The sequence below is a fragment of the Pseudomonas sp. MIS38 genome (assembly GCF_019891575.1).
Taxonomy (GTDB): Bacteria; Pseudomonadota; Gammaproteobacteria; order Pseudomonadales; family Pseudomonadaceae; genus Aquipseudomonas; species Aquipseudomonas putida_A.
Genome location: NZ_JAFLXF010000034.1, coordinates 24019 through 37353, shown reverse-complemented (window position 1 = coordinate 37353; position 13335 = coordinate 24019). Strand labels below are relative to the sequence as shown.

Below are 13335 nucleotides of genomic sequence, written 5' to 3'. Positions count from 1 at the left end.
GGTCGGCTGGGAGGCCGCTTTCGCGAGCAGGCTCGCTCCCACAGTTGGAATGCGTGCATTCAGGTGGGAGGTTGGTCGGCTGGGAGGCCGCCATCGCTGGCAAGCCAGCTCCCACCATTTGACTGAGTGCATTCAGTTGGGGATTGATCAGTTGGGAGGCCGCTTTCGCGAGCAAGCCCGCTCCCACAGGGTAGCCTTGTTGTTCACAAATGCTGAGTACCCTAAATCCAATGTGGGAGCGAGCTTGCTCGCGAAGGCTGACTCACTGGCAACGCAGTTCTCCAGACAGAAAAAAACCCGCCGTCCCGACTGATCGGGGCGGCGGGTTTTGTCGTTTCAGGCCTTGATCACACCGTGTCCACTTTCAGCGAATGATCATTGAGCATGCCGCTGATGATCGTCGCCGTGTCGTGCCCGCCGGCCACCACCCCGCCCGCCCCCGGGGTCACGCCGTAGTGGCTGGCGAGGTTGACGCCGGCCAGGTCGATGGTCTGGTTCGGTGTGGCGCCGGCCAGGGCGCTGACGTCGATGCTGGTGAGCACCGAGGCGCCGCTGCCGGTAACGGTGAAGTGCAGGTAATCGTCGAGCGACGCGGTGGTGCCGTTTTCACCTTGCAGCAGTTGCGACAGGTCGAGCTTGTCGGTGCCGGGGGTGAAATCGGTGATGGTGTCGTGGCCACTGTTGCCCTTGAGGTACTGGAAGGTATCCGCGCCTGCCCCGCCAGTCAGGGTGTTGTTGCCCAAGCCGCCGATCAGCAGGTCATCACCGCCACCACCGTTGAGGATGTCGTTACCCAGCCCGCCGTTGATCACGTTGTTATTGTTGTCGCCGGTCAGGGTGTCGTTGAAGTTCGAGCCGACCAGATTTTCGATGTTGCTGATCGTGTCGGTGCCGGCGCCGATGGTGTTTTGCGCACCGAGCAGACCGAGGTTGACCGTGACCCCGGCGGTGGCGTGGGCATAGCTGACCGTGTCGATGCCGGTGCCGCCGTCGAGAATGTCGTTGCCCGGGCCGCTGTAGAGCAAGTCGTTGCCCGCACCGCCGTGCATCTCGTTGTTGCCGGAACCGGCAGTCAGTACATCGTTGCCGTCGCCGCCATTGAGGATGTTGTTGCCGGTGCCCGCCACCAGAATGTCATCCCCGGCAGTGCCGGTGAGGGTGTGGCCATCCTGATAGGTGATGCTGACGTTGGCCGTGTCGCTGCCGCCATGGTTGTCATTGGCGGTGTAGGTGCCGTGGAAATCCGGCGTCACGTCGTGGGCGCCGGCGTAGTTGACCGTCATGGTCAGTTGATAGTTTTCCGCTGCCGTCGGATTGCTGCCGCTGGTGTTGCTGATGTTGGTCACGTGGATCTGGTAGGTGCCATCGGCACCGGCAGTGATGGTGCCGCCGTCGGCGATGCTGACGAACGCGCCGCCGTTGACCGAGTACTCCATGGTGACGTGGCCGGCCGCGAGGTTGTGATCCAGATTCAGCGTTTCGCCCTGTTTCAGTTTGACGGTGATCAGGTCTTCATCGTTGGCATTGGCGCTGGTCACCGCACCGAGGTAACCGCTGACCACCAGCACGGCGGTCATCGCTGCGGTGTTGGCGGCGAACGCAGCGCGTACGTCGGCCAGGTTCTGGTTGGCGGCGGTGTTGCCGGTGCCGGCGAAGTTGATCGCGCCAGTGCCGGTGAAGTCCGCGCCCTTGGCCACCCATCCGGTGTTGAAGCTAGTCGGCGAAGCGTTGAGCGTGTCGCCGTCCGGATCGGTGTCGTTGGCCAGCAACAGTTCGCCCGGCACCGTGATGTTGCTCGACAGCACGTTGGTGATGACGTGGTCGTCCGTCGCCACCGGTGGCGAGTTGGGGATCACTTTCACGGTCAGCGTCGAGCTGGCGAGGTCGCCGTCGTTGTCGCTGAGGGTGAAACCGATGTTCTCGGTGATCACCGTGGTTGTGGTTTTCTGCGAGGTGTAGCTGTAGTCACCGGTGTCGAGGTTGATCACCAGCGTGCCGCTGTTGTTGGTGGCGATGCTGATCGTGTTGTTCACGGTGTTGAACGTGCCGTGGTTGGTGCCGCCGGATGCGCTCAACGAACCCTGGCCGCTGTTGGCGCGCGGGTCATAGGTGTAAGTGGTGCCGTCGACCACGATGGATTTGATGAAACCGCCATCGGCGCCGAAGGTACCGCCCTCGCCCAGCAGCGAACCGGTGACCGGGGCGCCTTCGACGGTGCCCGACAGCACCGAGTTGAGCTGATTGAGATCGGTGACCACCACCGCGTTGGTGTTGGTGTGGCTGATGCCGTCATAGGCCAGCGGATCGAGGTTGGCGTTGCTCACGCCGCTGCCCAGACCGATCGCGTAGTTCTTGATGTTGTTGGCATCGAGGAAGGCTTTGAGTGCGGTCTCATCGGCGGTGCCGATTTCCTGGCCAGTGGTCGGTTTACCGTCGGAGAAGAAGTAGCCGATGTTCTGCGCCCCGGTGAGTTTGCCCGAGGTGTTGAACGCGGTCTGCATCGTTGCCACGGCCGCGTCGTAGTTGGTACCGCCACCCGCCGTGAGACCGGCGAGCAGCGACTTGGCGGTGGCCACGTCAACCCACACCGAGGTCCTGTCGGTGGCGCTGCTGCTGAAGGTGACGAGTTGCACCTTCACATCGCCGAGGTCGTCGTATTTGTCGAGCAAGGCACTGATCGCCTGTTTCGCCAGATCCAGTCGCGACAGGCCCGGCACGCCGGACGGGTCGACCATGCTGCCGGAGATGTCGAGGACGATCAGCAGGTTGGAATCGATTTCCACCGCCGCCACCGAACGATCCGACGCCACGGCTTTGGGCACGTCATCGACGATGTTGACCACAATCGTGCTGGTGGTGCTGTTGCCCAGCGCATCGGTGGCTTTGTAGGTAAAACTTTCGCTCAGGGTGTTGGCGCCGTCGTTGGCGTTCGGCGTGGTTTTCGGTGCCGAGGTCAGGGTGTAAGTGTAAGTGCCGTCGGCGTTGAGCTGGATCTGCCCGTAAGTGCCGGTGGCGCTGCCGACCAGGGTGTAGGTGAGCGCCCCGCTGCCGCCGGTGACCGCACCGACCAGTGTGCCGGTGGCGGTTTCGCCGGTGTTGGTCGGGTCGCTGCCGGTGACCGTGCCGGGGGCCAGGTCCTGGCCGTCCTTGCTCAGGTCGAGGGCTTTTTCGTAGACCGTCACGTCCTGATCGACCGACGCCACCAGTTTGCTGTCGGCGACATTGATGGTGATGGTGGTGGTGCTTTCGTCGCCGTCGCCATCGCGGATGGTGTAGGTGAAGGTGTCGGTGGCGCCCGGCGGGCTGACGGAGTTCGGGTTGCTGTGGTAGATGGCGTTGCCTGCCGCGTCGAGGGTCAGGTAGCCGTAGGCGCCGTTGATGTTGCTGTTGAGGCCGCCGATGGCCGAGGTCGCGGTGTTGCTGCCGGCGCGCACGCCGACCACTGCCCCGCCCGCCGCTGCGCCATCGGCGCCGGTAACGTCGTTGCCGAGCACGCTGATATTGACCGTGCCGCCCTCCGCCACCGAGCCGGTGTCGGCCTTGGCGGTCGGCAGGTCATCGATGATGTTGACGTTGATCTGGCCGCTGGCGGTGCTGCCGTCGGTGTCAGTCGCGACCACGTTGAAGTTTTCGGTGAGGCTGTTGGCGCCGTTGCCGGTCGGGTGCGCTTCGTTATCCACCAGGGTGTAGCTGTAACTGACCACGCCGGTCGCCGGGTTGTAACCGGTGACGGTGAACGTACTGCCCAGCGGCGACACCACCGATTGCGGGAAGCCTGCGGCGACCCCGTTGGTCACGACGACAATGCCACCGACAGTGAGGGTTTGCAGGCCATCCAGGGCCGTGACGGTGAACGTACCGCTCTGGGTCAGCGCCGGAGTATCGGGGCTGGTGCCGTCACTGAGGTTTTTCTCGTAGACGGTGAGTTCGCCGCCATTGACGTCGAGGCCGTTGAGCACCACCGGATCGTCGTTGTTGTGGATGTTCAGCACCAGGTTGGCGGTGCTGGTATCGCCGTCAGCATCGGTGAGCGTGTAGGTGAATGTCTCGGTGCCGTTTCCACCGCCGTGCAGCGCCTTGAAATCGGCACCGGCCGGGTTAAGCGTGTAGGTGTAAGTGCCGTTGGCATTGAGCACCAGCGTGCCGTAAGTCCCGGTGAACGTACCGGCAGTGATCGGCCCGGCGTTCGGTCCGGTGGCGACCACGTCCGCGCCTTGCACGTCGTTAGTCAGCACGTTGCCGGTCAGGGTCAGCTGGGTTTCCGAGGCGCTGGTGGCGTTGCTGTCGTTGAGGGCCTTGGGCACGTCATCGACGATGCTGACGACGATGGTGCTGGTGACCACATTGCCCAGCGAATCGGTGGCCTGATAGGTGAAGGTTTCAGTCAGGGTATTGGCCCCGTCGTCGGCATGCGGTGTGGTGGTCGCGGGCGAGGTCAGGGTGTAGGTGTAAGTGCCGTTGGGGTTGAGCACGATCTGCCCGTAGTTGCCGGTGGCACTGCCGACCAGCGCATAGCTGATGGCGCCGACCGCACCGGTGACCGAACCGACCAGCGTGCCGGACGCGGTTTCGCCAGTGTTGGTCGGATCGCTGCCGATGACCGTACCCGGGGCCAGATCGGCGCCGTCCTTGGTCAGGTCGAGGGCTTTTTCGTAGACGGTGACGTCGGTGTCGCTGGTCGCATACAGCTTGCTGTTGGCGACATCGATGGTGATGGTGGTGGTGCTTTCATCGCCATCGGAATCGCGCACGGTGTAGGTGAACACATCCACCGCACCGGGGCCGTTCACGGCATTGGGGTTGCTGTGATAGACCGCGTTGCCGTTGGCATCGAGGGTCAGGTAACCGTAGGTGCCATTGATGTTGCTGTTGAGGCCGCCAATGGCCGAGGTCGAGGTGTCGGAGCCGGCGCGCACACCGACCACCGCGCCGGTCACCGCCGGGCCGTCGGCGCCGCCGATGTCATTGTCGAGCACGTTGCCGCTGACGGTGCCGCCCTCCGCCACCGAGGCGGAATCGGCGTGCGCGCTCGGCAGGTCATCGATGATGTTGACGTTGATCTGGCCGCTGGCGGTGCTGCCGTCAGTGTCAGTCGCCACCACGTTGAAGTTCTCGGTGATGCTGTTGGCGCCGTTGCCGTTCGGATGGGTTTCGTTATCGACCAGGGTGTAGCTATAGCTGACCACGCCAGTCGCCGGGTTGTAGCCGGTGATGGTCAGCGTGCTGCCCAACGGCGTGACGGTTGATTGCGGGAAGCCTGCGGCCACACCACCGGTGACGACGTTGATGCCGCCCACGGTCAGGGTTTGCAGACCGTCGAGCGCGGTCACGGTGAAGGTACCGCTCTGAGTCAGCGCCGATGCATCGGGACTGGTGCCGTCGCTGAGGTTTTTCTCATAGACCGTGAGTTCGCCGCCATTCACGTCGAGACCGTTGAGGATCACCGGATCGTCGTTGTTGTGGATCTGCAGGACGAGATTCGCGGTGCTGGTATCGCCGTCCGAGTCAGTGAGGGTGTAGGTGAAATTTTCCGTGCCGTTGCCGCCGCCGTGCAGGTTTTTGAAGTCGGCGTCGTTGGTGTTCAGCGTGTAGGTGTAGGTGCCGTCGGTGTGCAGTTCCAGCGTGCCATAGGTGCCAGTGAACGTACCGGCGGTGACCGGGCCGGTGGGTACGCGGTCGGCGCCCTGCACGTCGTTGGTGAGGACGTTGCCGGTCAGGGTCAACTGACTTTCCGACGCGGTGTTGGCGTTGCTGTCGTTCACGGCTTTTGGCAGGTCGTCGATGATGTTCACATCGAGGGTTGCGTTGGCGGTGGTGCCGTTGTCGTCCACCACGGTGACGGCGAACTGTTCAGGCAGATTGTTGGCGCCGTTGGCGGTTGGGTGGGCGTCGTTGTGGTCGAGGGTGTAGCTGTAGCTGACAACACCGGTGGCCGCGTTGAAACCGGTGATGGTGAGCGTACTGCCCAGCGGCGTGGTGACCGACTGTGGAAAACCTGCGGCCACGCCATTGGTCACCACGGCAATACCGCCGACGGTCAGCGTAGTGACGCCGTCCAGTGCAGTAATGGTGAACGTGCCGCTTTGGGTCAGTGCATTGGCATCAGGCGCACTGCCGGTGCTGAGGTTTTTTTCGTAAACCGTCAGCTCGCCGCCGTTTACGTCCAGGCCGCTGATGACCACCGGATCGTCGTTGTTGTGGATCTGCAAAACGAGGTTGGCGGTACTGGTATCGCCGTCAGAATCGGTGATGGTGTAGGTGAAGGTTTCGGTGCCATTGCCGCCACCGTGCAGGTTTTTGAAGTCGGCGTCGGTGGTGTTCAGCGTGTAGGTGTAGGTGCCGTCGGTGTGCAGTTCGAGGGTGCCGTAGGTGCCGGTGAAAGTCCCGGCAGTCACTGGGCCGGTCGGTACGCGGTCGGCGCCTTGCACGTCGTTGGTCAGGACGTTACCGGTGAGGGTCAGATTGGTTTCTGACGCGGTGCCAGTGTTGCTGTCATCCACCGCCTTGGGCAGATCATCGACCACATTCACATCAAGCGTTGCGTTGGCGGTAGTGCCATTGTCGTCGACCACCGTGACGCCGAACTGTTCGGAAAGCGAGTTGGCGCCATTGGCAGTCGGATGCGCATCGTTGTGATCGAGGGTGTAGCTGTAGCTGACCACTCCAGTTGCTGCGTTGAAACCAGTAATAGTCAACGTGCTGCCCAACGGTGTAGTGACCGATTGTGGGAAGCCTGCCGCCACGCCATTCGTCACGACAGCGATGCCACCCACTGTCAGCGTGGTAACACCGTCCAAAGCGGTGATGGTGAAGGTGCCGCTTTGTGTCAGCGCGTTGGCATCCGGAGTGCTACCGGTGCTGAGGTTTTTTTCGTAAACCGTCAGCTCGCCGCCGTTCACGTCGAGGCCACTGATGACCACCGGATCGTCGTTGTTGTGGATCTGCAAAACGAGGTTGGCGGTGCTGGTATCGCCGTCAGAATCGGTGATGGTGTAGGTGAAATTCTCGGTGCCGTTGCCGCCGCCGTGCAGGTTTTTGAAGTCGGCGTCAGTTGGGTTGAGCGTGTAGGTGTAAGTGCCGTCGGTGTGCAGTTCGAGGGTGCCGTAGGTGCCGGTGAAAGTCCCGGCGGTGACTGGGCCGGTCGGTACACGGTCAGCGCCCTGCACGTCGTTGGTCAGCACGTTGCCGGTGAGGATCAGGTTGGTTTCCGACGCGGTGTTGGCGTTGGAATCATTCACCGCTTTTGGCAGGTCGTCGACCACATTAACGTCGAGGGTCGCATTGGCAGTGGTGCCGTTGTCGTCCACCACCGTTACGGCAAATTGCTCAGGCAAGGTATTGGCGCCGTTGCCCGTCGGATGCGCGTCATTGTGATCGAGGGTGTAGCTGTAACTCACCACCCCGGTGGTGGCATTGAAACCGGTGATGGTCAGCGTGCTGCCCAGCGGTGTAGTCACCGATTGCGGGAAGCCCGCGGCCACACCGTTGGTGACCACGGCAATGCCACCGACGGTCAGCGTGGTGACGCCATCGAGTGCGGTGATGGTGAAGGTGCCACTCTGGGTCAGCGCATTGGCATCCGGCTCGCTGCCAGTGCCGAGGTTTTTTTCATAAACCGTCAGCTCGCCACCCTCAACGTTCAAGCCGTTGATCACCACCGGATCGTCGTTGTTGTGAATCTGCAAAACCAGATTCGCAGTGCTGGTATCGCCGTCCGAATCGGTGAGGGTGTAGGTGAAAGTCTCGGTGCCATTGCCGCCACCGTGCAGCGCTTTGAAATCCGCGTCGCTGGTGTTGAGGGTGTAGGTGTACGTGCCATTGGCATTCAACACCAACGTGCCGAAAGTGCCGGTGAAAGTGCCGGCAGTGACCGGCCCGGTGGGCACACGGTCGGCACCTTGCACGTCGTTGGTCAGGACATTGCCGGTCAAGGTCAACTGGGTTTCCGAGGCGGTGTTGGCGTTGCTGTCATTCGCCGCTTTGGGCACGTCATCAATGATGTTGACGTCGAGCGAGCCGGTGGCGCTGTCGCCATTGCTGTCGCTTGCGGTCACGGTGAAATGTTCACTGAGGCTGTTGGCGCCGTCACCGGCCGGATGGGCATCGTTGCCGTTGAGGGTGTAGCTGTAGCTGACCACGCCGGTGCTGGCGTTATACCCGGTGATGGTCAGGGTGTTGCCCAGTTGTGTGGTGATCGACTGCGGGAAACCGGCTGCCACGCCAGCGCTGATCACGTTGATACCGCCGATGTTCAGGCTGCTCAGACCGTCCGGCGCCGCCACCGTGAAGCTGCCGCTCTGGGTCAGCGCGCCGGGGTTGGCCGAGGAGCCGGCAGGCAGGTTGGCTTCGTTGAGGGTCAGCTCACCGCCAGGCACGGCGAGGCCACTGAGGGTCACCAGGTTGTTGACCGGCGACGGTACGATCGGCGTGTTGTCGCCATTGTCGATGACTGCGTTATGGCGCTCTTCGGGAAACTCGGGAATACCGTTGAAACCGGCGGTCGGGAAGCCGATCACCGGATCCACGCGCCCACCGACTTCCGTCAGCAGGACAAAACTGTGGCCGCCACCCAACTCACCTGGCGCGCCGCCCGGTGCATTCGGGCCGGCGGCGGTGGCCTCTGCCGCTTTGGTCGGGTCTTCACCGGCAGCGATGGCTTTCTGAATCTGCTCGACGTCAGTCAGTTGTGCTTCGCTGGGGGTCAGTGCTTCAGGGGAATCGACATGCACTGCCTGATTGGCCAGCAGTTGTCCGGACATGGTCATGCTGCTGTCGCGGCCCAGGGTCAACTCGTGGCCATTTTGCAGATGAATGGCGACGGCACCTTCTGCGCCGGTGATCACTTGATCGCCGGCAAACAAGCGGTCGCCCTCGACCAGGGCGCGGCGAGTGCCGTCGGTGCCCTGCGCAAAAACCTGACCAATGACTTTAGTGACGATCCCGATGAGCGTTGCCATGTGAAATTCCTCCGCTGCCGACCACCGTCGGCACTGGTTCGCGAAGCAGCCCATGGCTCAATCGGGTTGTCGGGGCGACGCTCGCACCTCGACAGTTCGTTTCGCAGGTTGCGCAAACGAGGAAACTTCAGTGCTTTCAAGCACTTCCGCGTCCTGATCGATGCAGCACACCCACTAACGCTACGTAACGGTGGTGAATCACCCGAGTGACAAAAATCTGTCGCTCATCTGCCGCTACGCGTCCCTCCCCTTCAGCAGTACTTCGCCGTATGTCGCAAAGTGAATGGAACTTTCCTCAAGCCTTTTTGTGCTCCCTAAAGCGCATGAAACAAAGGCTTTCGCCCTGAACAATGTGCCGCTTTTCGCCAAGCGCATAAGTTTTTTTCGGCATAAGCCTTATGAAAATTTTTTCTTAGCTACGCTTCAGGATGTTCTTAGCTCTGTTGTTACAAGAGTGAAACGCTTACACCTCAATTTATCGTCAAATATTTGGCGACAGTAACGCACCATCAGGATCAGGGAGATGCACCCCATGCGCGTACTAACCCCCCTCTGCAGCGCGGTTTTGCTGGCCATGGCTTGCACTTCCCAAGCCCAGGCCATGAATCTGACCGAAGCGATTCAAAGCACCATCGCCACCCACCCGGACCTCGCCTCGCGCGTGGACGCCAAACTGTCCGCTGATGAACAGGTGAAAGTGGCCAAGGGTGGCTTCTATCCTTCCGTCGATCTGAATGCCGCTTACGGGCGCGGTTACAGCGACAACACCAATACCCGGGCGCTGGGTAATCACCACACTTCGATTCTCAACTACACCCAGTCCGAGCTACGGCTGCGGCAGATGATCTTCGACGGCTTCAACACCGCCAACGAGGTCGAGCGCACCAAGGGCGTGTCAAACTCGCGCGCTTACTACGCGCAAGGCACCGCTCAGGATCTGGCCCTGCGCACCATCGAGGTCTACCTCGAAGTGCTCAAGCGCCGTGAACTGGTGACCCTGGCCCGGAACAACCTGCAAGCACACTTGCGCGTCAACGATCAGATCGGCCTGCGCACCCAGCGCGGCATCGGCAGCACCGCCGACTCCGATCAATCGGTGGCCCGTAAGGCGCTGGCGCAGAACAACCTCGACACCGCCGAAGTCGATCTGGCCGACGCCGAATCGAACTTCTACGCTGTGGTCGGGCGCATGCCCGATGAACTGGAAGCGCCACCGTCGACCCGCGGCGAGGTTCCTGCCAGCCTGCCGGAAGCCCAGCAGAGCATGGTCGAGAACAACCCGTACCTGAAATCCGCGCAGGCGGACGTGCAGTCGGCCGAGAGCCAGTATGAAGTTGCCAAGTCGCCGTTCTACCCACGTTTCGATGCCGAGGCCGCAGTGGGTGCGAACAACAACGTGCAGGGCGATGAAGGCCACGACAACGAATGGCGCGTCGGCGTGATCATGAATTACAACCTGTTCCGTGGCGGCAGCGACAAGGCTCGTCTGGCCTCCGATGCGCACCAGATCAATCAGGCGATGGACATCCGCAACAACGCCCTGCGTCAGTTGAACGAGAACATTCACCTGGCCTGGAACGCCATGGTCAACGCGAACAAACAGACCCCGACCGCCCGTGAATACGCCGAGACCACCAAGCGTGTACGTGCGGCGTATCAGGATCAGTTCGGCCTCGGCCAACGCACCCTGCTCGACTTGCTCGACAGTGAAAACGAGCTTTACAACGCCAACCGTCGCTACACCGAAATCCGCTACACCGAGGAATATTCGATGTACCGCGTGCTGGCGAACATGGGCCAGTTGCTGAGCAAACAGAGGGTGGTGCTGCCGGCGGATGCGATTGCGGCGACCGAAGTCAAAAACGAAGCACGCCTGCCTGAGCTGAAGTAAGTCCCACGACCCTTTGTGGCGAGGGAGCTTGCTCCCGCTGGGTTGCGCAGTGACCCCAAAGATTTGAGCAGCAATGAGTTCCATGGGGCTGCTGCGCAGCCATCGGGGATAAATCCCCTCGCCACAGGTTGGACCAGTCATTACAGGGGCGATCAATATGACCAGCATGGCCGAAGGCGGACACTCCGGGATCGATCCGCGGCTGAGCTTCGATGACCCGTTACTCGACGGTCTGCTGATCCTCTGCAAACTCCACGGCGCGACGGTCAGCCGCGCCAGCCTGAGTGCCGGGCTGCCCCTGAACAAGCAACGTCTGAGCCTGGATCTGCTGCCCCGTGCAGCGGCGCGGGCCGGTTTGCAGGCGCGCTTGTTGCGCCGCGAACTGAAAGATATTTCCGCGCTGAATCTGCCGATTCTGTTGCTGCTCAAGGATGGGCGCACCGCCGTCCTGCGGCGTTTCGCCGACGACGGCAAGGCGCTGATCCTGCCCAGCGAAGCCGATGGCGGCGAGCAATGGGTCGAGCGCGAAGAACTCGCCGAACACTACAGCGGCCAGGCCTTGTTCGCCCGTCCGCGCCACGAACTCGAAGACTTGCGTTCACCGCTGGTGCCGCGCGTGCATGCCTGGTTTCGCGACACCCTGAAGCTGTCGAAATGGCTGTACAGCGACGCGATCCTCGCCAGTTTCCTGATCAACCTTTTAGGCCTGATGGTGCCGCTGTTCGTCATGCAGACCTACGACCGCGTGGTGCCGAATCAGGCCACGTCGACCCTGTGGGTGTTGGCGATCGGCCTGCTGATCGGCACCGGTTTCGAACTGGTGCTGCGGGTGGTGCGCGCGCACCTGCTGGATACCGCCGGGAAGAAAACCGATGTGATCCTTTCCGCGACTTTATTTGAACGGATCACCGGCATGGCGATGAAGGCGCGGCCGGCGACCATCGGTGGCTTCGCCCAGAGCATTCATGACTTTCAGGGCCTGAGCGAATTCCTCACCGCCGTGACCCTGACCAGCCTGATCGACCTGCCCTTCGTGGTGTTGATGCTGGTGGTGATCGGTCTGCTCGGTGGCTGGCTGGTGGTGATTCCGCTGCTGGCGTTTCCGATCACGATCATCTTCGCCATGGTGATTCAGGTGCGCCTGCGTGACACCGTGCAGAAAAGCCTGAGCCTGGGTGCCGAACGGCAGGCGCTGCTGATCGAAACCCTCGGCGGCCTGGAAACCCTCAAGGCCTGCAGCGCCGAGAGCGAGCGCCAGCACAAATGGGAAAGCACCCACGGCGCCCTCACTCGCCTCGACAGCCACGCGCGCAACCTCTCGGCGCTGGCGACCAACGGCACGCTGTTCATCCAGCAGTTCTCGGGGATGGCGACGATCGTCGCCGGGGTCTACAGCATCATCGCCGGCAACCTCAGCGTCGGTGCGCTGGTGGCCAGCTACATGCTCGGCAGCCGGGTTCTTGCGCCGCTGGGGCAGATCGCCGGGCTGATCACCCGCTACCAGCAAGCGCAACTGACCATGAAAAGCACCGACGCACTCATGGGCCTGCCCCAGGAACGCGACGGCAAACAGCGACCGCTGGAACGCACGCAACTGCAAGGTGCGCTGGACGTCAGCGGCGTGACCTTTCACTACAACGGCCAGAACGCGCCGGCGCTGAGCAACGTCAGCTTCAGCATGAAACCCGGCGAACGAATCGGCATCATCGGCCGTAGCGGCTCCGGCAAAAGCACCCTGGCGCGGCTGGTGATGGGTTTCTATGAACCCGAGGAAGGCCAGTTGCTGCTCGACGGCCTCGACCTGCGGCAACTGGATGTCGCCGACTTGCGCCAGCAGATCGGTTATGTCGCCCACGACCTGCCGCTGCTGGCCGGCAGCCTGCGCGACAACCTGACCCTCGGCGCCCGCTACATCAGCGATTCACGCATGCTCGAAGTTGCCGAACTGACCGGCGTTACCGAGCTGGCGCGGCAGCATCCACAAGGGTTCGACCGGCCGGTAGGCGAACGCGGCCAGCTACTTTCCGGCGGCCAGCGCCAGGCAGTTTTACTCGCTCGGGCGTTGCTGCTCGACCCACCGATCATGCTGCTCGACGAACCCACCAGCGCCATGGACAACAGCAGCGAAGACTTGCTGCGCCAGAAGCTGCACGATTGGGTGCAAGGCAAGACCCTGCTGCTGGTCACCCACCGCACCTCAATGCTGAGCCTGGTGGACCGGCTGCTGGTACTGGACAACGGCCGGGTCGTCGCCGACGGCCCGAAAGAAGCGGTTATCGATGCACTGCGCAAGGGCCGCGTCGGCTCGGCGGCGGTTTAGATGCGTGCACATAATTTATGGCTCTCACAAAACCTGTGGCGAGGGGATTTATCCCCGATGGGCTGCGCAGCAGCCCCAAATACTCTGAGGGCGCTTCGCACCCTATCGGGGATAAATCCCCTCACCACAAGTAAGTGTTACGGGCGACGCATGGGTTGTGCGGTTTG

3 protein-coding genes and 1 pseudogene are annotated in these 13335 nt (G+C 62.1%); 2 read left to right on the top strand and 2 right to left on the bottom strand.

Annotation, left to right across the window (positions count from 1 at the left end; genetic code table 11):
* Positions 1–347: 347 nt before the first annotated feature.
* Together J1G18_RS26700 and J1G18_RS28525 are read right to left on the bottom strand one after the other, a co-directional pair.
* Positions 348–8219, bottom strand: a complete 7872-nt coding sequence (locus tag J1G18_RS26700) for a beta strand repeat-containing protein (protein WP_410477720.1) — start codon at positions 8217–8219, stop codon at positions 348–350.
* Positions 8220–8549: 330 nt separating this feature from the next.
* Positions 8550–8957 (bottom strand): annotated as a pseudogene (locus J1G18_RS28525) (retention module-containing protein); the annotation flags it as partial.
* A 532-nt stretch (positions 8958–9489) separates the two neighbouring features.
* Here J1G18_RS28525 and J1G18_RS26695 point away from each other — a divergent pair.
* Together J1G18_RS26695 and J1G18_RS26690 are read left to right on the top strand one after the other, a co-directional pair.
* Positions 9490–10848, top strand: coding sequence for a TolC family outer membrane protein (locus J1G18_RS26695; protein WP_098968485.1), 1359 nt, complete (start codon positions 9490–9492; stop codon positions 10846–10848).
* 157 nt (positions 10849–11005) lie between these two features.
* The gene (locus tag J1G18_RS26690) at positions 11006–13168 is read left to right on the top strand and encodes a type I secretion system permease/ATPase (protein ID WP_223009339.1); all 2163 of its coding nucleotides are present in this window, start codon (positions 11006–11008) and stop codon (positions 13166–13168) included.
* Positions 13169–13335: the final 167 nt, after the last annotated feature.

Excerpts from the sequence above, each read along its gene's own strand:
- J1G18_RS26695 (WP_098968485.1), top strand. The coding sequence starts at position 9,490 with ATGCGCGTACTAACCCCCCTCTGCAGCGCGGTTTTGCTGGCCATGGCT.
- J1G18_RS26690 (WP_223009339.1), top strand. The coding sequence starts at position 11,006 with ATGACCAGCATGGCCGAAGGCGGACACTCCGGGATCGATCCGCGGCTG.